General features: G+C 66.7%; 22 protein-coding genes. 10 read left to right on the forward strand and 12 right to left on the reverse strand.

Features of this window, described 5'->3' with window-relative positions; genetic code table 11:
- Positions 1-22: 22 nt before the first annotated feature.
- The 5 genes from KS03_RS14090 to KS03_RS14110 form a co-directional block, all read right to left on the reverse strand.
- On the reverse strand, positions 23-1,195 hold the full coding sequence (locus KS03_RS14090; protein WP_015876784.1) for an ABC transporter permease subunit: 1,173 nt from the start codon (positions 1,193-1,195) through the stop codon (positions 23-25).
- A gap of 10 nt (positions 1,196-1,205) precedes the next feature.
- Entirely contained in the window at positions 1,206-2,156 is a 951-nt protein-coding gene (locus KS03_RS14095; protein ID WP_015876785.1) for a branched-chain amino acid ABC transporter permease, read from the reverse strand.
- 211 nt (positions 2,157-2,367) lie between these two features.
- Positions 2,368-3,015 (reverse strand): hypothetical protein, encoded by a 648-nt coding sequence (locus tag KS03_RS14100; RefSeq protein WP_127913927.1) that lies wholly within the window; start codon positions 3,013-3,015, stop codon positions 2,368-2,370.
- 403 nt (positions 3,016-3,418) lie between these two features.
- Positions 3,419-4,399, reverse strand: coding sequence for a 4-hydroxy-3-methylbut-2-enyl diphosphate reductase (ispH, locus tag KS03_RS14105; protein ID WP_015876786.1), 981 nt, complete (start codon positions 4,397-4,399; stop codon positions 3,419-3,421).
- A 2-nt stretch (positions 4,400-4,401) separates the two neighbouring features.
- Entirely contained in the window at positions 4,402-4,857 is a 456-nt protein-coding gene (locus KS03_RS14110; protein WP_015876787.1) for an FKBP-type peptidyl-prolyl cis-trans isomerase, read from the reverse strand.
- Between the two features lie 127 nt (positions 4,858-4,984).
- Between KS03_RS14110 and radC the strand changes: the two genes are divergently transcribed.
- The 4 genes from radC to nadB all read left to right on the forward strand — a co-directional run bounded on the left by radC (position 4,985) and on the right by nadB (position 8,308).
- On the forward strand, positions 4,985-5,785 hold the full coding sequence (gene radC, locus KS03_RS14115; RefSeq protein WP_015876788.1) for a RadC family protein: 801 nt from the start codon (positions 4,985-4,987) through the stop codon (positions 5,783-5,785).
- A 327-nt stretch (positions 5,786-6,112) separates the two neighbouring features.
- Complete coding sequence (rpmB, locus tag KS03_RS14120) at positions 6,113-6,346, forward strand: 50S ribosomal protein L28 (protein ID WP_004186391.1); 234 nt, start codon at positions 6,113-6,115, stop codon at positions 6,344-6,346.
- Between the two features lie 17 nt (positions 6,347-6,363).
- Positions 6,364-6,531: a 50S ribosomal protein L33 gene (gene rpmG / locus KS03_RS14125; RefSeq protein WP_007586229.1), complete on the forward strand. Its 168-nt coding sequence runs from the start codon at positions 6,364-6,366 to the stop codon at positions 6,529-6,531.
- 196 nt (positions 6,532-6,727) lie between these two features.
- Positions 6,728-8,308: an L-aspartate oxidase gene (gene nadB / locus KS03_RS14130; protein ID WP_015876789.1), complete on the forward strand. Its 1,581-nt coding sequence runs from the start codon at positions 6,728-6,730 to the stop codon at positions 8,306-8,308.
- A gap of 123 nt (positions 8,309-8,431) precedes the next feature.
- On the opposite strand, the gene nadC is transcribed toward nadB, so the two are convergent.
- The 5 genes from nadC to purN form a co-directional block, all read right to left on the reverse strand.
- Positions 8,432-9,310, reverse strand: coding sequence for a carboxylating nicotinate-nucleotide diphosphorylase (nadC, locus tag KS03_RS14135; RefSeq protein WP_015876790.1), 879 nt, complete (start codon positions 9,308-9,310; stop codon positions 8,432-8,434).
- Positions 9,307-10,434, reverse strand: coding sequence for a quinolinate synthase NadA (gene nadA, locus KS03_RS14140; protein ID WP_015876791.1), 1,128 nt, complete (start codon positions 10,432-10,434; stop codon positions 9,307-9,309). The genes nadC and nadA overlap by 4 nt, the downstream gene beginning before the upstream one ends.
- Positions 10,435-10,544: 110 nt before the next feature.
- The gene (locus tag KS03_RS14145; protein WP_017433328.1) at positions 10,545-11,741 is read right to left on the reverse strand and encodes a DesA family fatty acid desaturase; all 1,197 of its coding nucleotides are present in this window, start codon (positions 11,739-11,741) and stop codon (positions 10,545-10,547) included.
- Positions 11,742-12,157: 416 nt separating this feature from the next.
- The gene (locus KS03_RS14150; RefSeq protein ID WP_015876793.1) at positions 12,158-13,543 is read right to left on the reverse strand and encodes an RsmB/NOP family class I SAM-dependent RNA methyltransferase; all 1,386 of its coding nucleotides are present in this window, start codon (positions 13,541-13,543) and stop codon (positions 12,158-12,160) included.
- Complete coding sequence (gene purN, locus KS03_RS14155; protein WP_015876794.1) at positions 13,540-14,199, reverse strand: phosphoribosylglycinamide formyltransferase; 660 nt, start codon at positions 14,197-14,199, stop codon at positions 13,540-13,542. Before purN ends, KS03_RS14150 begins: the two co-directional genes overlap by 4 nt.
- A gap of 123 nt (positions 14,200-14,322) precedes the next feature.
- Between purN and KS03_RS14160 the strand changes: the two genes are divergently transcribed.
- The 5 genes from KS03_RS14160 to dut all read left to right on the forward strand — a co-directional run bounded on the left by KS03_RS14160 (position 14,323) and on the right by dut (position 20,570).
- Positions 14,323-15,303 (forward strand): bifunctional riboflavin kinase/FAD synthetase, encoded by a 981-nt coding sequence (locus KS03_RS14160; protein WP_035980355.1) that lies wholly within the window; start codon positions 14,323-14,325, stop codon positions 15,301-15,303.
- 101 nt (positions 15,304-15,404) lie between these two features.
- Positions 15,405-18,242 (forward strand): isoleucine--tRNA ligase, encoded by a 2,838-nt coding sequence (gene ileS, locus KS03_RS14165; RefSeq protein WP_015876796.1) that lies wholly within the window; start codon positions 15,405-15,407, stop codon positions 18,240-18,242.
- Between the two features lie 2 nt (positions 18,243-18,244).
- Complete coding sequence (lspA, locus tag KS03_RS14170; RefSeq protein ID WP_015876797.1) at positions 18,245-18,745, forward strand: signal peptidase II; 501 nt, start codon at positions 18,245-18,247, stop codon at positions 18,743-18,745.
- Positions 18,746-18,828: 83 nt separating this feature from the next.
- On the forward strand, positions 18,829-20,040 hold the full coding sequence (gene coaBC / locus KS03_RS14175; RefSeq protein WP_015876798.1) for a bifunctional phosphopantothenoylcysteine decarboxylase/phosphopantothenate--cysteine ligase CoaBC: 1,212 nt from the start codon (positions 18,829-18,831) through the stop codon (positions 20,038-20,040).
- Between the two features lie 83 nt (positions 20,041-20,123).
- Entirely contained in the window at positions 20,124-20,570 is a 447-nt protein-coding gene (gene dut / locus KS03_RS14180; RefSeq protein WP_015876799.1) for a dUTP diphosphatase, read from the forward strand.
- A 276-nt stretch (positions 20,571-20,846) separates the two neighbouring features.
- Here dut and clpA read toward each other — a convergent pair whose 3' ends face one another.
- Positions 20,847-23,144: an ATP-dependent Clp protease ATP-binding subunit ClpA gene (clpA, locus tag KS03_RS14185; RefSeq protein WP_015876800.1), complete on the reverse strand. Its 2,298-nt coding sequence runs from the start codon at positions 23,142-23,144 to the stop codon at positions 20,847-20,849.
- The gene (clpS, locus tag KS03_RS14190) at positions 23,141-23,455 is read right to left on the reverse strand and encodes an ATP-dependent Clp protease adapter ClpS (protein WP_015876801.1); all 315 of its coding nucleotides are present in this window, start codon (positions 23,453-23,455) and stop codon (positions 23,141-23,143) included. The genes clpA and clpS overlap by 4 nt, the downstream gene beginning before the upstream one ends.
- A gap of 529 nt (positions 23,456-23,984) precedes the next feature.
- On the opposite strand from clpS, the gene KS03_RS14195 reads away from it, so the two are divergent.
- A complete protein-coding gene (locus tag KS03_RS14195) occupies positions 23,985-24,188 on the forward strand; it encodes a cold-shock protein (protein WP_004196460.1) in 204 nt (67 codons plus the stop codon).
- Positions 24,189-24,271: the final 83 nt, after the last annotated feature.

Genomic DNA, 24,271 nt, shown 5'->3' on the forward strand with positions numbered 1-24,271 from the left:
CTTGTTTCTCCGTATCCGTCCGTTACGCGCGAACCGCCGTCTTCTTGCCGTTGCGCTTCGAGATCCTGGCGATCTTGTCCTCGTGCTTCGGCGCCGGCCATAGGCCTTCCGAGCGGTACAGCATGATCAGCACCATCGCGAGGCCGTAGAGCGCCTGGCGGATCACTTCCGTGTCGACGATCTCGTGGCCGAACAGCGCATGCTGCAGCGGACCCATGGTCGAGCGCAGCACTTCCGGGAACACGGCCAGCAGCACCGCGCCGAGGATCACGCCGGGAATATGGCCCATGCCGCCCAGCACCACGCAGGCCAGCACCACGATCGATTCCCAGAAGGTGAACGATTCCGGCGACACGAAGCCCTGGAACGCGCCGAACATCGAACCCGACAGGCCGCCGAACGAGGCGCCCATCGCGAACGCGAGCAGCTTGACGTTGCGCGTGTTGATGCCCATCGCCTTGGCGGCGATCTCGTCCTCGCGGATCGCGGCCCAGGCACGGCCGATGCGCGAATGCTGCAAGCGCGTGCAGACCCAGATCACCAGCAGCGAGCAGATCACGAACACGTAGTAGTACAGGTAGACCGAGGTGATGCTGAAGCCGAACAGCGTGTGCGTCTGCGACAGGTTGAAACTGCCGAAGTGCAGCGGCGCGACGCCCGTGATCCCTTGCGGCCCGTTGGTGATGTTGATCGGACGGTCCAGGTTGTTCATGAAGATCCGGACGATTTCCCCGAAGCCCAGCGTGACGATCGCCAGGTAGTCGCCGCGCAGGCGCAGCGTCGGTGCGCCGAGCAGCACGCCCGCGAGCGCGGCGAGCGCCATCGCGACCGGCACCACCACCCAGTACGGCGTGTGCAGGCCGTTCGGGAACATCGCGGCGATCCAGGCGAACTGCGTGGTCAGGTGCGGCGAGGTCAGCAGCGCGGCGACGTAGGCGCCCACCGCGTAGAACGCGATGTAGCCGAGGTCGAGCAGGCCGGCGAAACCGACCACCACGTTCAGGCCCAGCGCCAGCATCACGTACAGCATCGCGAAATCGAGCACGCGGACCCAGTAGTTGCCGCCGGCCGCGCCGATCAGGAACGGGGCCGCCGCCACCAGCAGCGCGACCACTACGCCGATGGCGAGCGTCTTCGCGGTATTGCGCTCTTCGATGAGCGTCGTCGAGGTTTCGACCGGTTGAATGGAAGTCATGTTGGTCTCCTTATGCGCGATCGGCCACACGCTCGCCCAGCAGGCCGGACGGACGGAACACCAGCACCACGATCAGCACGACGAACGCGAACACGTCCTGGTAGTTCGAGCCGAACACGCCGCCCGTCAGATTGCCGATGTAGCCGGCTCCGAGTTGCTCGATGAGGCCGAGCAGCACGCCGCCCACCATCGCGCCGCCAAGATTGCCGATCCCGCCCAGCACGGCCGCCGTGAACGCCTTCATGCCCGGGATGAAGCCCATGTAGAAGTGGACGTTGCCGTATTCGGACGCGATCATCACGCCGGCCAGGGCGGCCAGCGCCGAGCCGATCATGAAGGTCGCCGAGATCACGAAGTTCGGGTTCACGCCCATCAGGCTGGCGTTGTTCGGATTCTCCGAGATCGCGCGCATCGCCCGGCCGAGCTTGGTCTTGTGGACCAGCAGCAGCAGGCCGGCCATCACGATGAAGGCCACCGCGATGATCACGATTTCCGTGGCCGAGATCACCGCGCCCGGCGTCGTGTCGGTCGCCGCGATCACGTTGAGCGGATTCGTCGAGAGCAGTTGCGGGAACGGCAGCGGGTTGCGCGACCAGATCATCATCGCGGCGGTCTGCAGCAGGATCGACACGCCGATCGCGGTGATCAGCGGAGCCAGACGCGGCGCGCGGCGCAGCGGCCGATAGGCCACGCGCTCGATGGCGAAGCCCACTACCGCGCACACCGCCGCGGCGATCACGAGGCCGATGGTCAGCGTCGCGACGTTGCCGAGCCCGGGGAAATGGTTCTGCAACACGGTGATCGCCGACAAGGCCACCATCGCGCCGATCATCAGCACATCGCCGTGCGCGAAGTTGATGATGCCGAGAATGCCGTACACCATCGTGTAGCCCAACGCGATGATGGCGTAGACACTGCCGAGCACCAGTCCGTTGAGGACCTGCTGGACGAAAATATCCATGAAAAGCTCCTTGATCCGTGCGACCGGACAATCGCGGCCCCGCGCCGACGAGCGGCGGATACGCGATTCCGGTTGCACTGCGGGTACGAATAAATACCGGTAAGGGTAATGACGTCCCGGCCGCGCCACGCGGTCTATGAAACCGCGCGCGCCGTCGGGACGGATACAAAAACGGCACCGCACGATTCCGGTGCCGTGACGAGTCCCGTCGCTACATCTCTACGACATCGAGGACGATAAGCCTGGCCTCCTTGAAGTCGTTAGGCATCCGAACATGAGAGTCGGCCGCATCCCGCGCGCGAGCGGCCGCGCGCGCGCCGGCCGCCGCGTGGCCTGCACGCGAGCGACCCGGGACAGTCCTGAGAAAGGTGGCGCGAACCGCGACACGCCGATAGGAACGACACGAAGTCCGGCCCGGCCCGCTGCGCGCGGCGCCGGATTGCTCCACGTCACCGGCAAGGCCTGCCCCGATAACAGGCACATCCATGCACACCGCCGGTGCGCCGCGGCCGATGGTCCGGCTCGAGAAAGACGTAGTCTGCACAATACCCAAATCCAAACCGCCAAAAATGCCGAGTGCGCAGGCCGGCGCCATCGCGGCTGTCGCGTCGCGCGCGCCGGCCACGTCGGCCCGCCCCGACATTTCAGCAATTTGCGTGCCTGTTTCGACACCCACCGGCCGTTCGCTGGCCGTCGTCCGGCTTTGCGCGCCCTTTTGGTCACGCAAACGCATTGCTTCGATCCCCAAACAGACCTCGTTATCGTTCTGCTTCCTGTTTTGCTTTCCGTTGGGCACGCCCCGCCGGCACCCTGCTTTCAATTCGGCCCCGGATTCGCCGGAGACCGTCTCGATCGGCACGGCCGAACTTCGCGCCGCAACGTCTTGCCCCATTGCAACCCGGGTTACCGCCGAGCGGCTGACGGCCCACTTACGCTGCATTAAATCGGTCTCCTGCTCATTGCAAAACCTTGCCTGCAACGCATTACAGCTTCAAAACGCGCGCATTGTAACTCCAATTTCTGGATGACCAATATTCCTGATTCGACAGGGTTTTCCTGCATTGCAACCGAATTTTTGAACAAACGTCTCAAAATCGGCGCAACCGGGTTGCGCCCGATCCGAAGCGAGCAGTTGCAAAACGAAAAAAATCAGGGGAGCGGCCGCTAAAACAAAAGCGCGCCGAAGCGCGCTTTGGTAGGAGTCGATACCCGCTCGGGCTCGAGACGAGGCAGCCCGGGACGATCCGGGGAGCAGGCGCCGCTCAGCCAGCGGGCGGCAGATTGAGCCCGCGCGGCAGCGGGAACGAGACGTTTTCCTCGATCCCTTCGAGCGCGCGCACGTTGCGCACGCCCAGTTCACGCAGGCGCGCGATCACCGCCTGGGCCAGCACCTCCGGCGCCGACGCGCCGGCGGTCACGCCGATCCGCCGCTTGCCGGCCACCCAGGCCGGATCGATCTGGTCCGGCGAATCCACCATATAGGCGTCGACGCCGCGCTTTTCCGCCACTTCGCGCAGGCGGCTCGAATTCGAGCTGTTCGGGCTGCCGACCACGATCACCACGTCGCACTGCGGCGCCATGAACTTCACGGCGTCCTGGCGGTTCTGCGTCGCGTAGCAGATGTCCTGCTTCTTCGGCTCGCGGATCGCCGGAAACTTGCGCTTGAGCGCCGCGATGATCTCGGCCGCATCGTCGACCGACAGCGTGGTCTGCGTGACGAGCGCGACGCGCTCGGGATCGGGCAACTCCAGCGCCAGCACGTCCTCGACACTCTCGACCAGATGCATGCCGCGCTCGACCTGCCCCATCGTGCCCTCGACCTCGGGATGCCCCTTGTGGCCGATCATGACGATGTCCACGCCGTCCTGGCGCATCTTCGCGACTTCGACGTGGACCTTCGTGACGAGCGGGCAGGTCGCGTCGTAGATGCGCAGGCCGCGCACCGCGGCCTCGTCGCGCACCGCCTTCGACACGCCGTGCGCGCTGAAGATCACCGTGTTGCCCGACGGCACTTCCTCGAGCTCCTCGACGAAGATCGCGCCCTTCGTCTTCAGATCCTCGACCACGTACTTGTTGTGCACGATCTCGTGGCGCACGTAGATCGGCGAACCATGCATCGCGATCGCGCGCTCGACGATCTCGATCGCGCGGTCGACGCCGGCGCAGAAGCCGCGCGGCTGGGCGAGCAGGATTTCGGCATCGGCCGCGACGGTGGGGCCGGACAGCGTATCGGTGGAGCTCATGGTTACAGGATCCCGATGATTTTCACTTCGAACGTAATGGCCTGCCCCGCAAGCGGGTGATTGAAATCGAACAGCGCCGAGGTCTCGCCGACCTCCTTCAGCACGCCCGCGTAGCGGCCGCCGTCCGGCGCATTGAACTCGATCAGGTCGCCGGGCGTGAAGTCGTCGCCCACCATGCCGTTCTCGCGCAGCGTCTTCAGGCTGACGCGCTGGATCATCTCCGGATTGCGGGGACCGAACGCCTCGCCAGCCGCTAGCTGGAAGGTCGAATGGTGTCCGGACTTCAGGCCGAGCAGAATGGCCTCGAGCGCCGGGGCGAGTTGCCCGGCACCGAGCAGCAGGGTAGCCGGCTTGTCGGTGAAAGTATTGACGATGTCCGCACCATCGGCGAGCGCGAGCCGGTAATGAAGCGTGACGTGGGAACCGGGCTTCACTTCTGAAATATCGATGAGGCTCATGAGTTACTCGTTCAATCCGCCGCCGGGCGGCACAACGCAAAACCGCTATTGTAAGTCACCTGGGCGCGCGGGGCGGAATGCCGGACCACGGCCGCCGTCGGGCGCTCCTCACCCGGAGAATCATCGCATGCGTTCGGACCGCAATCGCATGGCGGGCGGCCCCGCTGCCGGGCACGACCCTCACGGCGCCGGAGCCGCCCCCGGGCCCGCGCCGGCGCTTCGCCCGCCAGCGGCGCCGCCGGGCCGCCAATCCCCATGCCGGCGCCACAACGAACACCACGATCGGCCGCGGGAACGGCTGCTCGATCGCGGCCCCGCCGCGCTGGCCGACCACGAACTGCTCGCGCTGCTGCTCGGCAACGGCATCGCCGGGCCCGGCACGGCCGGCATCGCCGGGTCGGTGCTGCGGCACTTCGGATCGCTGCGCGCGCTGCTCGACGCGAGCCCGGGCGCGATCAGCGCATTGTCCGGCATCGGCCCGGCGCGTACCGCGGTCTTGCTCGCCACCACCGAGCTGGTGCGCCGGGCGCTCGTCGAACGCGCCAGCGAGCGCCCGCTCGTCGATTCGCCGGGCGCCGTGGAGGATTATCTGCGGCTGACGATCGGCACCCGGGCCCACGAGGTGTTCGTCTGTCTCTATCTGGATGCGCAGCACCGGCTCGTGCACGACGAGGAAGCCACCCACGGCACGCTGACGCGGATGGCCGTCTATCCGCGCGAGATCGTGCGGCGGGCGCTGGAGCTGAAGGCAGCCGCCCTGATCGTGGCGCATAATCACCCGTCCGGCGCGGTACGCCCGAGCGCCGAGGACCGGCGGCTCACGCGCGTGCTGCACGACGCGCTCGCGCTCGTCGACGTGCGGCTGATCGATCACATCGTGGTAGGCGCGAGCGAGACGTTCTCGTTTGCCCAGGCGGGCCTGATGTGACGGACGGCGGACGAACGCGCAGGCCCGCTGCGGCAGCGCCGGCTGGCCGCCCGTTCTGATATGGCCCCATGGCCGCTGGCAAGGCAACGGGCCCGGCGGCGGATCGCCGTCAAACCGGCTCGGGAAATTGGGTTGATTTTCCTGAATTTTTTCTGTTAGAATCGCCGTCTGACTTTTTTCCAACCAGTTCTGAAGCCAAGAAGGGACGAAGGGTCCGGCCATCACCAATGGCTTGGTCTTTCCAAGACGGCAGCGGGGTCCGCAGTCGTTGAGCGAAGAAACTTCACCGGCCATTGAACCCGAATTCAGCGTATTAGGAGTGCTCTCATGGCACGCGTATGCCAAGTAACTGGGAAAGCGCCGATGAGCGGCAACAACGTTTCCCACGCCAACAACAAGACGAAGCGTCGCTTCCTGCCGAATCTGCAAAATCGCCGGTTCTGGGTGGAAAGCGAAAACCGCTGGGTGCGTCTGCGCGTCTCGAACGCCGGCCTGCGCCTGATCGACAAGAACGGCATCGATTCCGTGCTCGCTGACCTGCGCGCACGCGGCGAAGCTTAAGTCCAAGGAGCACGAACATGGCAAAGGGCGCACGCGACAAGATCAAGCTCGAGTCGACCGCTGGTACGGGTCACTTCTATACGACCACGAAGAACAAGCGCAACATGCCGGAAAAGATGGAGATCATGAAGTTCGATCCCGTCGTCCGCAAGCATGTGGCGTACAAGGAAACGAAGATCAAGTAATCTTCCGTCTCCTGTCTGATGACACGAAAAGCCCCGCTCGCGCGGGGCTTTTTGTTTTGCCGGCGCACCCGTGGTTGGCGACGCCGGTTTTTGTCTTGTCGGTGACACATCGGTGTGGCGAACGCGGTATGCTCTGCCCTTTCGCGCGGCCCCCGCCGGCGGAAACATCGGATCAAAGCGTGGAAACGGAGGCAAGATGAATTTCGATGTGGCGATCGTCGGCAGCGGTCTGGCCGGTCTGTCGGTCGCGTTGAACCTGGCGCAGACGCGCCGGGTCGCGCTGATCGCGAAGCGATCGATGATGGAAGGCGCGAGCGACTACGCGCAGGGCGGCATCGCGGCGGTGCTCGATTCGGCCGATAGCATCGAGAATCACGTCAGCGACACGCTGATCGCCGGCGGCGGCCTCTGCGACGAGACCACCACGCGCTTCATCGTCGAGCACGGTCGCGCCGCGATCGAGTGGCTGATCTCGCAGGGCGTGCCGTTCACGCGCGACGCGGCCGCCGAACTCGGCTTCCACCTGACGCGCGAGGGCGGCCACAGCCATCGGCGCATCATCCACGCGGCCGACGCGACCGGCCACGCCGTGCTTGCGACGCTGAGCGAGCGCGCGCGCCGCCATCCGAACATCACGTTCTTCGAAAACCACCACGCGATCGACCTCATCACCTCGGACCGCATCGGCCTCGCGGGCGGGCGCTGCGTCGGGCTCTACGCGCTCGACGTACGCACCGGCCTGACCGTGACGATCGAGGCGCCGCACACCGTGCTCGCCACCGGCGGCGCCGGCAAGGTCTACCTCTACACGACCAACCCCGACACGGCGACCGGCGACGGCATCGCGATGGCCTCGCGCGCGGGCTGCCGCATCGCCAACATGGAGTTCATCCAGTTCCATCCGACCTGCCTCTACCATCCGTATGCCAAATCGTTCCTGATCTCGGAGGCGGTGCGCGGCGAGGGCGGCCTGCTGAAGCTGCCCGACGGCACGCGCTTCATGCCGGCCCATGATGCGCGAGCCGAACTCGCGCCGCGCGACATCGTTGCGCGCGCGATCGACTTCGAGATCAAGAAGCGCGGCATCGACTGCGTCTACCTCGACATCAGCCACCAGCCCGAGGCGTTCCTGCGCGGGCACTTCCCGACCATCCACGCGCGCTGCCTCGAATTCGGCATCGACATCGCGAAGGAGCCGATCCCGGTGGTGCCGGCCGCCCACTACACCTGCGGCGGCGTGGTCACCGATCTGGCCGGCCGTACCGATCTGGCCGGGCTCTACGCGGTGGGCGAGACGGCTTGCACGGGCCTGCACGGCGCGAACCGGCTCGCCAGCAACTCGCTGCTCGAATGCCTCGTGATCGGCCGCGCGACCGCCGATGCGATCGAGGCGGCCGGCTACGAGCCCGCCGCGCACGGCGCGCTGCCGGCCTGGGACGAGAGCCGCGTGTCCGATCCGGACGAGGAGGTGGTGGTCGCGCACAACTGGGACGAACTGCGCCGGATGATGTGGAACTACGTCGGGATCGTGCGTACCGACAAGCGCCTCGCGCGCGCCCGACATCGCATCGAGCTGCTGCGCGACGAGATCCACGAGTACTACGCGAACTTCCGCGTCAGCCCCGACCTGCTCGAACTGCGCAATCTCGTCGACGTCGCCTCGCTGATCGTCGACAGCGCGCGCTCGCGGCGGGAAAGCCGCGGGCTGCACTACAGCCGAGACTGGCCGGACACGCTGCCCAAGGCGCTGCCGACCGTGCTGTCGCCGGCGCGCTGAGCGCCGCCGGCTGCGCGCCGCCCTAATGCAGCGGGCCGGCGAACCGGCGAATCGGCTCGAAAAACGACGAAGCCGCGCGCGGACCCTTCCGCGCGCGGCTTCGCTTTGATCGCGCCTCGTGATTCAGTCGACGATGCGCATCGAGAAATCGGTGGCGCGCACGTCCTTCGTCAGCGCGCCGATCGAGATCCGGTCAACGCCCGTCGACGCGATCTCGACGACGGTATCGGCATTGACGCCGCCCGACACCTCGAGCACGGCCCGGCCGCTCGCGATCCGCACCGCCTCGCGCATCATCTCGAACGTGAAGTTGTCGAGCAGCACCGACTTCGCGCCATGCGCGAGCGCGGTATCGAGCTGCGCGAGCGTCTCCACCTCGATCTGCACCGGCACGCCCGACTGCAGCGCGAACGCCGCGTCGAGTGCCGCGCCGACGCCGCCCGCGGCCGCGATGTGGTTCTCCTTGATCAGGATGCCGTCGTACAGCGCGAGCCGCTGGTTGGCCCCGCCGCCCACGCGCACCGCGTATTTCTGCGCGAGCCGCAGCCCCGGCAGCGTCTTGCGCGTATCGAGGATGCGCCCGCGATGCCCGTCGATCAGATCGACGTAGCGGCGCGTCGCGCTCGCCACGCCGGAGAGCAGTTGCAGGAAATTCAGGCCGTTGCGCTCGGCCGTCAGCAGCGCCCGGGCCGGGCCGCGCAGCTCGCAGACGGTGGCGTCGGCCTCCATCAGTTCGCCTTCGCGATAGCGCCAGTCGACTTCGATCGACGGATCGATCGCGCGCATCACCGCCTCGAACCACGGCACGCCGCATAGCACCGCACGCTCGCGCACGATGACGCGCGCGCGCCGCGCAAGGCCGTCGGGTATCAGCCGGCCGGTCTGGTCGCCGCTGCCGACGTCCTCGGCAATCGCATCGGCGACATTGCGCGCGATCGCGGCCTCGAAGGCCGCGCCGTATTCGGCGACGATCTCGCCGTAGATCGCGGAGACCGCCGTCATGCCGCCCCCACGTTCGAGAACAGGCTCGCATCGCGCTGCAGGTCGCCGCTGGCCTGCACGCGCCGCTTGTGCTCGGCGGCGAACGCGAGCATGCGGTCGATCGGCACGCGCGCACGCAGGCCGAGCGCCGGATCGACGTAAATCTCGTTGTGGCCGCGCTCGAGCACGTCGGCCAGGTTCGCGAGGCCGTTCATCGCCATCCACGGGCAATGCGCGCAGCTCTTGCAGGTCGCGCTGTTGCCGGCCGTGGGCGCCTCGATGAAGGTCTTGCCCGGCGCCGCGAGGCGCATCTTGTGCAGGATGCCGAGATCGGTCGCGACGATGAAGCGCTGCGCGTCGAGCCTGACCGCCGCGTCGATCAACTGCGTGGTCGAGCCGACCACGTCGGCGAGCGCGACCACGCCCTCGGGCGATTCCGGGTGCACGAGCACCTTCGCGTCGGGATACTGGGCGCGCAGCAGGTCGAGCTCGATGCCCTTGAATTCGTCGTGGACGAGGCACGAGCCCTGCCACATCAGCATGTCCGCACCGGTCTTCTTCTGGATGTAGTTGCCCAGGTGCCGGTCCGGCGCCCAGATCAGCTTCTCGCCGCGCGCATGCAGGTCGGCGACGATCTCGAGGCCGATCGACGAGGTGACCATCCAGTCCGCGCGCGCCTTCACGGCGGCACTGGTGTTGGCGTAGACCACCACCTTGCGCTCCGGATGCGCGTCGCAGAACGCCGAGAATTCGTCGGCCGGGCAACCGAGATCGAGCGAGCAGGTGGCGTCGAGATCGGGCATCAGGATGCGCTTGCCCGGGCTCAGGATCTTGGCCGTCTCGCCCATGAAGCGCACGCCGGCCACGATCAGCGTTTGCGCGTCGTGATCGCGGCCGAAGCGCGCCATCTCGAGCGAGTCGGCCACGCAGCCGCCGGTCTCGTCGGCCAGTTCCTGCAGTTCCGCATCGACGTAATAGTGCGCGACGAGCACGGCCTTCTCGCGCGCCAGCAGCGCCCTGATTCGCGCCTTCAGCACGTCGCGCTCCGTCGCCGACGGGCTGTCGGGCACCTTCGCCCACGCCTGCCCGATGCCGCAGGTAGCGCCCGGCCGGTCGTATTCGACGGGTTTGATCGCCGCTTGCATCTTCCTTCTCCTCTGCCCTGCCGATCGGCCGCCGTGAAACCGGCGGCACAAAAGAAAAAACCCCGCCAGCGCGGGGTTTGTGACGTACCGAAATTCTAATCGATTTCCGGTTATGCGTAGCGGCGCAGGCGCGTCGCGAACTCCTGCAGCGCCTTGATGCCGCTCTGCTCGGCACGATGGCACCAGTCCTGCAACTGCATCAGCAACTGCTCGCGCGACGCATTCGAACGGTCCCACATCGCGGCCAGTTCCTGGCGCAGCTGGAAGTAGGTTTGCAGCTTCTGGCTGTTCGCGAAGATTTCCGGCAGCAGCCGCTTCTGCGGCTCGTTCAGGCCGCCCTCTTCCTTGTGGAACCACTTGCGCGCGCCGCGCATCAGCTGGTATTTTTCGCGCGCACCGAGTTCCTTCAGGTGCGCGAGTTCCTGGCGGTAGGCGCGCTTGAGCGCCTTGCCGTAGCGCGCCATCACTTCGTAGCGGTTCGACAGCACGGCCTGCAGCGTTTCCTGGTCGACCACGGCCTTGCGTGCCACGAGGCGCGGCGTCGGCGCGATCTTCTTCACCTTGGCGAGCTTGAACGCCGACAGGATGCGAATGTACATCCAGCCAATGTCGAATTCGTACCACTTGTTCGAGAACTTCGCCGAGGTCGCGAAGGTGTGATGGTTGTTGTGCATTTCCTCGCCGCCGATCACGATGCCCCAGGGAATCAGGTTCGTGCTCGCATCGGTGGAGTTGAAATTGCGGTAGCCCCAGTAGTGCGCGAGGCCGTTGACGACACCGGCCGCCCAGAACGGTATCCAGACCATCTGCACGGCCCAGACCGACAGGCCGACGATGCCGAACAGCGCCACGTCGATCACCATCATCAGGCTCACGCCGAGGATCGTGTACTTCGAATAGACGTTGCGCTCGATCCAGTCGTTCGGCGTGCCGTGACTGAACTTGCGCATGGTTTCCTCGTTCTTCGCCTCGGCGCGATAGAGCTCGGCGCCCTCCAGCAGCACCTTCCAGAGGCCGCGCGTCTGCGGGCTGTGCGGATCTTCCTCGGTCTCGCACTTGGCGTGATGCTTGCGGTGGATCGCGGCCCACTGGCCCGTCAGCATGCCCGTCGACATCCACAGCCAGAGCCGGAAGAAGTGGCTGACGGCCGGATGCAGATCGAGCGCGCGGTGCGCCTGACAGCGATGCAGATAAATGGTGACGGAGATGATCGTGACGTGCGTGGCAACGAGCGTAAACAGCACGATCTGCCACCACGAAAAACGCAACAGCCCGTGGGCCAGAAAGTCGAGCACAGAATTCAGCAAGGCAAATTACCCGTGGTTCAGAGACGGCGCCGGGACGCGGCCGCCGACGTCATAAAAATGAAAGCCTACCGCGTGTAGACGCAATTTTACTGTATCCGTTCCTGGCAACTGTCAAAAATGAATGATTGTTGCTATGGCGCAAGGGGATTGCAGTCTAACGTCGGACATCGAAGGTTTCGGAGTCCAGATACGCTCTGAAAACGCCGAAAAGGGACACACCAAGCCGAGCCGGGCCCGCCGTCCGTGCCGCTGCCCCACCCTCGGAAACAGCGCCGACCCGGGCTCGCCAGGCCGGCGCCGGATGCCGGCGCCAGCGTCCCGACTGACCGCGAGCTACGAGATCGCCTCCGGCTGCCCGACATCAAGGCTCGCGCAGGCCAGCCATTGCGGCTCCGAGGCCGTCCATCGCACGGCCCTCAGGCCTGATCGGCGGCCGGCCCGGCGGACTCCTGCGCCGTCGGCCCGGCCGCTTGCCCTGCCGCCTCGGCCTGGTTCCCGGCCGCTGGCTCGGGGGCCGGCTTCCCCGCGGCCTTGGCGGCCGGCTTCGGACGGCGTTCGAGCACGGCGGCGAAGAAACCGTCGGTGGCGTGACGATGCGGCCACAGCGACAGGTAATCGCCCGTATCGAGCCCGATGCGCTGCTCGGCGAGCACCTGGCTGGCCGGCACCAGCACGAAATCGGGATGCGCGGCGAGAAACTGCGTGACGATCGCCTCGTTCTCGGCCTCCAGCACGCTGCAGGTCGCGTAGACGAGCCGCCCGCCCGCCTTCACGAGACGCGCGGCGCTGGCCAGGATCGAGGCCTGCTTCGGCGCGAGTTCCTCGATCGAGTCGCGCGTCTGGCGCCACTTCAGGTCGGGATTGCGGCGCAGCGTGCCGAGCCCGCTGCACGGCGCATCCACCAGCACGCGGTCGATCTTGCCGGCGAGCCGCTTGATCTTCGCGTCGTGCTCGCTGTCGATCAGCACCGGGTTCACGTTCGACAGCCCGCTGCGCGCGAGGCGCGGCTTGAGCTTGGCGAGCCGCTTCTCGGAGACGTCGAATGCATAGAGCCGGCCGGTGGAGCGCATCGCCGCGCCGAGCGCGAGCGTCTTGCCGCCGGCGCCGGCGCAAAAGTCGACGATCATCTCGCCGCGGCGCGGGGCGACGAGCGAACAGAGCAGTTGGCTGCCCTCGTCCTGCACTTCGATCAGGCCGTCCTGGAAGATCGGCAGCCGCGTCAGCGCCGGCTTGCCGACCACGCGCACGCCGTTCGGCGCGAACGGCGTCTCGCCGGCCTCGATGCCGGCAATGCGCAGCGCATCGAGCACCTGCTCGCGGGTCGCCTTCTGCAGGTTCACGCGCAGATCCAGCGGCGCCGGATAGTTGACGGCGGCCGCGAACTGCGCGAGCGCCTCGGCGTCGAAGCGCTGGCCGAGCGCCTGATGGATCCAGTCGGGCAGGTTGGTGCGCACGCGCAGCGGCAGGCTGGCCGGATCGATCTTCGCGACGTGCTCGAGCCATGCCCACTCCGCGTCCGACACATGCTGCCGGAGCGCCGAGCGGCCCGCCGTCTGCATCAGCCCGAGCAGCGTCAGGCGCCGCGCCGGGCTGCCCGAGCCGCTTTCGGCCAGGTGCGAGAACTCCATCTTCCGGCGCAGCACCGCGAACACCGCCTCGGCGATCACGCCGCGCTCGCCGTGGCCGAGCTTCGGATGCGCACGGAAGAACCGGCTGGTGGCGGCGTCGGCGGGGCCGGTGAATTTCAGGACCTCGGCGAGCAAGGTCTCGGTTTGACCAATCAGAAAACCATGCAGCTTCATACACCCTCACCCTGTTCGTTGTTGTCGGCGGCGACGAGCCATCGGCACGCGCCGGGCGCGACCACCGCACGGCCGCCGTCGAGCCGCAGCCGGCCCTCGACGAACCAGCGCACGGCGCGCGGATAGAGCTGATGCTCGGCCACCAGCACGCGCGCGGCCAGCGTCTGAGCCGTATCGCCGTCGTGCACCGGCACCGCCGCCTGCGCGACGATCGCGCCGCTGTCGAGCTCGGGAATCACGAAATGCACGGTCGCGCCATGCAGCGCCACGCCGGCGGCGAGCGCCGCCTCATGGGTGCGCATGCCCTTGAAGCTCGGCAGCAGCGACGGATGGACGTTCAGCATGCGGCCCTCGTAACGCGTGACGAAGGCCGGCGTGAGGATCCGCATGAAGCCGGCGAGCACGACGAGATCCGGGGCGAAGCGGTCGATCTCGGCCGCCAGCGCGGCGTCGAACGCCTCGCGGCCGTCGTGATCGCGGTGATCGACCACGACGGCGGGAATCCCGCGCGCGGCCGCAAACGACAAACCGGCCGCGTCGGGCCGGTTTGCGATCACGGCGGCCACGCTGGCGGGCCACCTCTCGCGCTCGCACGCGTCGACGATGGCCTCCATGTTGCTGCCGCGACCTGAAATCAGAATGACAAGTTTTTTCATCCGCGGATTTTACCATTCGGGATGGCGGTTTCCCGCCGCCCGAGCCGCCGCGCCGCCCGAACGTTTATAATCTTGCGTTTTGCGGCATCCGCCCGCACCACTCGCCCGCTGCCACCCGCTATCGTGAAAGTCTTTCGCGGCCTGCCCAACGCCGAGAGCCGCGCCCCGTGCGCGCTCACGATCGGCAACTTCGACGGTGTCCATCGCGGCCATCAGGCGCTGCTCGCGCGCGTGCGCGCGGCGGCGGACGCGCGCGGGCTGCCGGTCTGCGTCATGACGTTCGAGCCGCATCCCCGCGAATTCTTCAACCCGGCCGGCGCGCCGCCGCGCATCGCGATGCTGCGCGACAAGCTCGAGGCGCTGCGCGAGAACGGCGTCGATCGGGTGGTCGTCGAGCATTTCAACCACACGTTCGCGAACCAGCCGCCCGAGGCGTTCGTCGAGCAGACGCTCGTGAACGGCCTGCACGCCCGCTGGATGATGGTCGGCGACGATTTCTGCTACGGCGCGAGGCGCGCCGGCAATTTCGCCTCGCTGCGCGAGGCGGGACGGCGCTACGGCTTCGACGTCGAGCAGATGGCCACGCTCACTGCGCCGAACGGCACGCGCATCTCGAGCTCGGGCGTGCGCGCCTCGCTCGCCGCGGGCGACCTCGAGGCGGCCAAGGCCGCGCTCGGCCACGGCTACGCGATCAGCGGCCACGTCACGCACGGGCTCAAGCTCGGCCGCGACCTCGGCTTCCCGACCCTGAACCTGCCGATCGCGCACAAGCGGCCCGCGCTGTCCGGCATCTTCGTGGTGCTGGTGCACGGACTGGCCGGCCACCCGCTGCCGGCCGTGGCGAGCCTCGGCGTGCGCCCGACCGTGATGGACGCGGGCCGCGTGCTGCTGGAAGCGCACGTGCTCGACTGGCACGGCGACGCCTACGGCAAGATCGTGCGCGTCGAGTTCCTGAAGAAGCTGCGCGACGAGGCCAAGTACAGCGACCTGGAAACGCTGACGCGCGCGATCGCGCAGGACGTCGCCGACACGCGCGCCTATTTCGCCGCGCACGGCGGCCGCGGGACCGGCTTCGCGATCTCCGCCACCGACCGAATTAGCTGATCCGCCCCGGGCGCTGCACGCATGTGCCGCGCCGCCCCGGCGCCGGCCTCCCCGATTTCACGACGCGCGAGCGTCACCGAGAAGAGATAGCGACTCCCGACATGAGCAACAAGAAAGCCGACACGAAACCGCAGGCCAAGTATCCGGTCAACCTGCTCGACACGCCGTTCCCGATGCGCGGCGACCTGCCCAAGCGCGAGCCCGAATGGGTTCAGGACTGGGAGCAGCGCGGCGTCTACGAGAAGATCCGCGCGGCCAGTGCCGGCCGGCCCAAGTTCATCCTGCACGACGGCCCGCCCTATGCGAACGGCGACATCCATCTCGGCCACGCGGTCAACAAGATCCTGAAGGACATCGTCGTCAAGTCGCGCAACATGGCCGGCTTCGACGCGCCCTACGTGCCGGGCTGGGACTGCCACGGCATGCCGATCGAAATCCAGATCGAGAAGCAGTTCGGCAAGTCGCTGCCGGCCGCCGAAGTGCAGCAGAAGGCGCGCGCCTACGCGACCGAGCAGATCGAGAAGCAGAAGCTCGGCTTCAAGCGGCTGGGCGTGCTCGGCGACTGGCAGAACCCGTACAAGACGATGAACTTCGTCAACGAGGCGGAAGAGTTGCGCGCGCTCGGCAAGATCATCGAGAAGGGCTTCGTCTACCGCGGCCTGAAACCCGTGAACTGGTGCTTCGACTGCGGCTCGGCGCTGGCCGAGGCCGAGGTCGAGTACAAGGACCGCAGCGACCCGACCATCGACGTGCTGTTCGGCTTCGCCGAGCCGGAAAAGACCGCGCAGGCGTTCGGGCTGGCAGCGCTGCCGCGTCAGGAAGGCGGCATCGTGATCTGGACCACCACGCCGTGGACCATCCCGGCCAACCAGGCGCTCAACGCGCATCCGGAAATCGTCTACGCGCTGGTCGACACGCCGCGCGGCCTGCTGATCCTCGCCGAGGAACGCGTCGCCGCCTGTCTGGCGGCATTCAAGCTGACCGGCAACACGATCGCCACCACGCCGGGGGCGAAGCTCGCGGGCCTGCGCTTCCATCACCCGCTCGCGAGCGCGCACCCCGGCTACCAGCGCACCGCGCCCGTCTATCTCGGCGACTACGTGACGACCGACACCGGGACCGGCATCGTCCACTCGTCGCCGGCCTACGGCGTGGAAGACTTCGTCTCCTGCAAGGCGCACGGCATGACCGACGCCGACATCATCAACCCGGTGATGGGCGACGGCCGCTACATCGAATCGCTGCCGCTGTTCGGCGGCCTGGCGATCTGGGATGCCAATCCGAAGGTGGTCGAGGCGCTGCAGGCCGCGGGCACGCTGCTGCGCAGCGAGAAATACACGCACAGCTACATGCACTGCTGGCGCCACAAGACGCCGATCATCTACCGAGCGACCTCGCAGTGGTTCGCCGGCATGGACACGCCGCCCAAGGACGGCGGGCGCACGTTGCGCGAAGTCGCGCTCGAGGGCGTCGAGGCCACCGCGTTCTATCCCTCGTGGGGCAAGCAGCGCCTCTACAGCATGATCGCGAACCGCCCCGACTGGACGCTGTCGCGCCAGCGCCAGTGGGGCGTGCCGATGGCGTTCTTCGTCCACAAGGAAACCGGCGAGCTGCATCCGCGCACGCTCGAGCTGCTCGAAGCCGTGGCCGAGCGCGTCGAGGCGGGCGGCATCGAGGCATGGCAGACGCTCGATGCGCGCGAGCTGCTCGGCGACGAGGCAAACCTCTACGAGAAGAACCGCGACACGCTCGACGTCTGGTTCGATTCGGGCACGACGCACTGGCACGTGCTGCGCGGCTCGCACAAGGACGCGCTGCAGTTCCCGGCCGATCTCTACCTGGAAGGCTCGGACCAGCACCGCGGCTGGTTCCACTCGTCGCTGCTGACGGCCTCGATGATCGACGGCCGCGCGCCGTACAAGGCCCTGCTCACGCACGGCTTCACGGTGGACGGCGAGGGCCGCAAGATGAGCAAGTCGCTCGGCAACGGCATCGATCCGCACGAGGTGTCGAACCGGCTCGGCGCCGAGATCGTGCGGCTCTGGATCGCCTCGACCGACTATTCGGGCGAGCTGGCGATCTCCGAGGAAATCCTCAAGCGCGTGACGGAAGGCTACCGCCGGATTCGCAACACGCTGCGCTTCCTGCTCGCGAACCTGTCCGACTTCGACTACGCGAAGGACGCCCTGCCGGCCGCCGAATGGCTCGAGATCGACCGCTATGCGATCGCATTCTCGGCGCAACTGCAGGCCGAGCTGCTCGCACACTACGAGAGGTACGAGTTCCATCCGATCGTCGCGAAGCTGCAGACGTACTGCTCGGAGGACCTCGGCGGCTTCTATCTCGACGTGCTGAAGGACCGCCTCTACACGAGCGCGCCGGATTCGGCCGCGCGCCGTTCGGCGCAGACCGCGCTCTACCACGTCACGCAGGGCCTGTTGCGCGTGCTCGCGCCGTTCCTCTCGTTTACGGCCGAGGAAGCCTGGAAGGTGTTCCAGCCGGCCAGCGACACGATCTTCACGGAAACCTACTACGCCTATCCGGCGATCGACGGCGCGGCCGCGCTGATCGACAAGTGGAGCCTGCTGCGCGCCGTGCGCGCCGACGTCACGAAGGCGCTCGAGGAAGCCCGCACGGCGAACCGGATCGGCTCGTCGCTGCAGGCCGAGATCGAAATCCGCGCGAGCGGCGCGCGCCACGATGCGCTCGCAAGCCTCGGCGAGGATCTCAAGTTCGTGCTGATCACCTCGGCGGCCAAGGTCGTGCGCGTCGAGACGCCGGCCGACGAAGCGGTCGAAGTCGCGGCCTCGACCTATGCGAAGTGCGAACGCTGCTGGCACTATCGCGCCGACGTCGGCGCGCATGCGGAGCACCCGACGCTGTGCGGCCGCTGCTTCTCCAACCTCTTTGAAAACGGCGAAACCCGGAGCGCTGCTTAACCATGGCGAAAACCCTGTCGAAATCCGCGAGCGGCTCGCTCGCGCCGTGGCTTGGCATTTCGCTGATCGTGATCCTGTTCGACCAGTTGACCAAGATCGCGGTGCTGAAGACCTTCAGCTACGGCGTGATGCACCCGATCACCAGCTTCTTCAACCTCACGCTGGTGTTCAACCGCGGCGCCGCGTTCGGCTTCCTGTCGGCCGCGAGCGGCTGGCAGCGCTGGGCGTTCACCGCGCTCGGCATCGCCGCGACGCTGGTGATCTGCTACCTGCTCAAGCGCCACGGCCACCAGCGCCTGTTCAGCCTGTCGCTCGCGCTGATCCTGGGCGGTGCGCTCGGCAACGTGATCGACCGGCTGATGTACGGTCACGTGATCGATTTTCTCGATTTCCATCTGCGCGGCTCGCACTGGCCGGCGTTCAACCTCGCCGATTCGGCGATCACGATCGGCGCCGTGCTGCTCGTCTACGACGAGCTGCGCCGCGTGCGCGGCACGCGCTGAGCCTCACCGTCGCGCCCGAGCGGCGCGGCGCGTGACAGGGCCGGGCCGCGTGGCGCCGGCCCGTTTCGTTACCGGAGGTCCAGTTGGAACACCAGGAACTGGCAGGAAAACATCTCGTGATCGGCATGACGGGCGGCATCGCCTGCTACAAGATCGCCGAACTCACGCGCCTGCTGACCAAGGCCGGCGCGACCGTGCAGGTGGTGATGACCGAGGCCGCCACGCAGTTCATCACGCCGGTCACGATGCAGGCGCTGTCGGGGCGGCCCGTGTTCACGAGCCAGTGGGACGCGCGCGTCGACAACAACATGGCGCACATCGACCTGTCGCGCCACGCCGACGCGATCGTGATCGCGCCGGCCTCGACCGACTTCCTCGCGAAGCTCGCGCACGGCTTCGCCGACGATCTGCTCGCGACGCTGTGCATCGCGCGCGACTGCCCGCTGCTGGTGGTGCCGGCCATGAACCGCCAGATGTGGCAGAACCCGGCCACGCAGCGCAACGCAGCGCAGTTGCGCGCCGACGGCGTGGCCGTGCTCGGCCCCGATTCGGGCGCGCAGGCCTGCGGCGAAGTCGGCGACGGGCGCATGCTCGAGCCGGGCGCCATCTACGAGGCAATCGTCTCGCATTTCCGGCCGAAGCGGCTCGCCCACAAGCGCGTGCTGATCACGGCCGGCCCGACCTTCGAACCGCTCGATCCGGTGCGCGGGCTCACCAACCGCTCCAGCGGCAAGATGGGCTTCGCGCTCGCACGCGCCGCGCAGCAGGCCGGTGCCGAGGTTCACCTGGTGGCGGGCCCGGTGCCGCTCGCCACGCCGTGGGGCGTCTACCGCGAGGACGTGCAGACCGCGCAGCAGATGCACGACGCCGTGATGCATGCGGTGCCCGACGCGGATCTGTTCATCGCGGTGGCGGCCGTGGCCGACTGGCGCGTCGACCAGCCCGCCGAGCACAAGATCAAGAAGACCGCCGATCGCCGGATGCCGGTGCTGAACTTCGTCGAGAATCCCGACATCCTGGCCGCGGTCGCGGCACTGCCCGACGCGCCCTACTGCGTCGGCTTCGCGGCCGAAAGCGGCGACCTCGACGTACACGGCGAGGAAAAGCGCCTGCGCAAAGGGGTGCCCCTGTTGATCGGCAACCTCGGCCCGCTGACGTTCGGCCTCGACGACAATGAGGTCGTGCTGTTCGAAGCCGGCGGCACGACGCGGCTGCCGCGCGCGCCGAAGGCCACGCTCGCGCACACGCTGATCGACGAAATCGCGAAGCGTCTGCCCGACACGCGCCTGATCTGATCCATCCAAGCCGCCGGGCCGCAACGCATGGCGCGGCCCGGTGCATGTTGCAATTTCACGACTCCTGCCAGCAGACCCGCCGCATGAAACTCGACCTCAAGATCCTCGACGCGCGCATGCGCGACTACCTGCCGAACTACGCGACGCCGGGCAGCGCGGGCCTCGACCTGCGCGCCTGCCTCGACGCCGCCGTCACGCTGCAGCCGGGCGAAACGACGCTGGTGCCGACCGGGCTCGCGATCCACCTCGCCGATGCCCGCTATGCGGCGCTGATCCTGCCGCGCTCGGGCCTCGGCCACAAGCACGGCATCGTGCTCGGCAACCTCGTCGGCCTGATTGACTCCGATTACCAGGGCCAGCTGATGATCTCGACCTGGAATCGCGGGCAGACCGCGTTCACGCTCGAGCCGTTCGAGCGGCTCGCCCAGCTCGTGATCGTGCCGGTCGTGCAGGCGAGCTTCAACGTCGTCGAAGCGTTCGCACAGAGCGAGCGCGGTGAAGGCGGCTTCGGCAGCACCGGCCGTGGCTGACGGCCCAAGGGCGACCAGAGCGCCCGCCGCAGGGACGTCGCGGGGGGCTCGCGGGGGCCGCCGCGATTAGTACGTTTATTCCATTCGAATCACCGGCCGGCGGCGTTTGCCGGCCATGCCGGCGGCCGCCGCCACGCATTCAGGAGCGCAAACTCGCACCGAATGCGCAACAATCGGGCACCCCTGACGAAAAAGAAAAACGGCGCGGAGTGAACTCCGCGCCGTTGGGCTCACACGCACCGCGCGCGAGCGGACCGGATCGCCGGATCCGATCGATTACTCGACTTCGACCGTCTCTTCGCTCGGCTTCGGCGGCTCGGCCGAGTTGTCGAACGACAGTTGGACCGCGTCGTTCTCGTCGACGTCCACCGTCACGCGGCCACCGCTGACGAGCTTGCCGAACAGCAGTTCGTCGGCCAGCGCACGGCGGATCGTGTCCTGGATCAGACGCTGCATCGGCCGCGCACCCATCAGCGGATCGAAGCCGTGCTTCGACAGATACTTGCGCAGCGCGTCGGTGAAGAGCGCATCCACCTTCTTCTCGTGCAGCTGATCTTCCAGCTGGATCAGGAACTTGTCGACCACGCGCATGATGATTTCCTCATCGAGCGAGCGGAAGCTGATGGTCGAGTCGAGTCGGTTGCGGAATTCCGGCGTGAACAGGCGCTTGATCTCGGCCATTTCGTCGCCGGTTTCGCGGCGCGTCGTGAACCCGATCGTGCCCTTTTGCATCGACTCGGCGCCCGCGTTGGTCGTCATGATGATGATGACGTTGCGGAAATCGGCCTTGCGACCGTTGTTGTCGGTCAGCGTGCCGTGGTCCATCACCTGCAGCAGCACGTTGAAGATGTCCGGATGCGCCTTTTCGATTTCGTCGAGCAGCAGCACGCAGTGCGGCTTCTTGGTGACGGCCTCGGTCAGCAGCCCGCCCTGGTCGAAACCGACATAGCCCGGCGGCGCGCCGATCAGCCGGCTCACCGCGTGACGCTCCATGTACTCCGACATGTCGAAGCGGATCAGCTCGATGCCCAGCGTGAACGCGAGCTGACGCGCCACTTCGGTCTTGCCGACGCCGGTCGGGCCGGAGAACAGGAACGCGCCGATCGGCTTGTCGAGCTTGCCGAGGCCGGCCCGCGCCATCTTGATCGAGGCCGCCAGCGCGTCGATCGCCGGATCCTGGCCGAACACCACGCTCTTGAGGTCGCGATCGAGCGTCTGCAGCTTGCTGCGATCGTCCTGCGACACGCTTTGCGGCGGGACGCGCGCGATCTTCGAGATGATTTCCTCGATCTCGGCCTTGCCGATCGTCTTCTTCTGCTTCGACTTCGGCAGGATCCGCTGCGCCGCGCCGGCCTCGTCGATCACGTCGATCGCCTTGTCCGGCAGGTGCCGGTCGGTGATGAAGCGTGACGACAGCTCGGCGGCCGCCGACAGCGCGCCAGACGAATACTTGACGCCGTGGTGCTCCTCGAAGCGCGACTTCAGCCCGCGCAGGATCGCCACCGTCTGCTCGACGCTCGGCTCGTTCACGTCGACCTTCTGGAAGCGCCGCGACAGCGCCGCATCCTTCTCGAATATGCCGCGATATTCGGTGAAGGTGGTCGCGCCGATGCACTTCAGATTGCCCGACGAGAGCGCCGGCTTGAGCAGGTTGGAGGCGTCGAGCGTACCGCCCGAGGCCGCGCCCGCGCCGATCAGCGTGTGGATCTCGTCGATGAAGAGGATCGCGTGCGGACGCTCCTTCAGTTCCTTCAGCACCGTCTTCAGACGCTGCTCGAAATCGCCCCGATATTTCGTGCCCGCGAGCAATGCGCCCATGTCGAGCGAGAACACCTGTGCGTTCGCGAGGATGTCGGGCACCTCGCCGCGCGTGATGCGCCATGCCAGGCCCTCGGCGATCGCGGTCTTGCCCACTCCGGCCTCGCCGACCAGCAGCGGGTTGTTCTTGCGACGGCGGCAGAGCACCTGCACGACGCGCTCGACCTCGGTCTCGCGACCGATGAGCGGATCGATGCGGCCGTCCTTGGCCATCTGGTTCAGGTTCTGCGTGAACTGCGCGAGCGGCGTTTCCTTCTGCGCGTTCGCGTCCTCCGACTCCGGCGTGCCGTCACCGGCCTTCGCCGCGTCGGAGCTGCCCGTCTTGGCGATGCCATGCGAAATGAAGTTCACGACGTCGAGCCGCGTCACGCCCTGCTGTTGCAAATAGTAGACAGCATGCGAATCCTTCTCGCCGAAGATCGCCACCAGCACGTTCGCGCCCGTGACTTCCTTCTTGCCGTTCGAGGTCGACTGCACGTGCATGATCGCGCGCTGGATCACGCGCTGGAAACCGAGCGTCGGCTGCGTGTCGACGTCGTCGGTACCCGGCACTGTCGGTGTGTTGTCGTGGATGAAGTTGCGCAGGTTCTGGCGCAGATCCTCGATGTTGGCCGCGCATGCGCGCAACACTTCGGCCGCCGTCGGGTTGTCCAGCAGCGCGAGCAACAGGTGTTCGACCGTTATGAATTCGTGCCGCGCCTGGCGCGCTTCCATGAACGCCATGTGCAGGCTGACTTCCAATTCCTGGGCAATCATGCTTCCTCCATCACGCACTGCAGCGGATGCCCTGCCTGCCGCGCATGGGTAACGACTTGCTCAACTTTGGTCGACGCGATGTCCCGCGTATAGACCCCACATACCCCCCGCCCCTCGCGATGTACCCTCAGCATAATCTGCGTCGCGGTTTCGCGGTCTTTCTTGAAATACTCCTGCACCACCATCACGACGAATTCCATCGGGGTGAAATCGTCGTTGAGCAGCACCACCTTGTACATCGAAGGCGGCTTCAGCTTCTGCTCGCTGCGTTCCAGGACGGTGTTGTCCTGCTTGTCCGGGATGATCGCCATACACCCATTCTAAACAACTCGGACAGGCCCGCAATCCTGTCATTAACCAGCCTTGCGGCCGGCACCGTTCTGACTGCATGCTCGCAGATCTGCGTGGTAGGCGCGACGCGGCATCCGGCTCGCGGCACCGGCCCCCGTCGCGCATGCGACCACGGAACCGCTACCGTGACGCGACGCTCGGATCAGTATCCCATATTCCCGGCGAGCTCGAAGGCCCGTCACCCGCGTCGGGTATATGAGCCGATTATGGGGCTTTTCAAGCATTGCTGCTCGGCACGCGACCGGCGCTGAAAAGCGGGATAAACCCTGAAAATGGATTCTTTACAACGGCCCTCAAACCGCCCACAAATTCCCCTTGACACCCAAATAAAGAGCGCCAACAATCAAGCTGGCACTTTTTTCTTTTTGTCTGTGTTGACGACGGAGAATGGGCCGAGGTGAGCTTGTGAGGGGGGAACGGCTGCATTTGCCGGTCGTTTAGCTTTTCGAGCGTGCTCGTGGTAACGACTGAGTGACAGGGGAAGTAGGTATGGCAACTGGTATCGTCAAGTGGTTCAATGACGCGAAGGGCTTCGGTTTCATTACGCCCGATGAAGGCGGCGAAGATCTGTTTGCACATTTCTCGGCCATCAACATGCAGGGTTTCAAGACCCTGAAAGAAGGCCAGAAAGTGAGCTTCGAGGTGGTTCAAGGCCCGAAGGGCAAGCAGGCTTCGAACATCCAGGCAGCCTGAGCGCATTGGATTCTCGATAAAAACCCGGCTCCGAGCCGGGTTTTTTTTCGCCGGCCCCATCGGCGTCGGCCTCTTCGCCGTTC

This window comes from Burkholderia glumae LMG 2196 = ATCC 33617 (assembly GCF_000960995.1).
Classification (GTDB): domain Bacteria; phylum Pseudomonadota; class Gammaproteobacteria; order Burkholderiales; family Burkholderiaceae; genus Burkholderia; species Burkholderia glumae.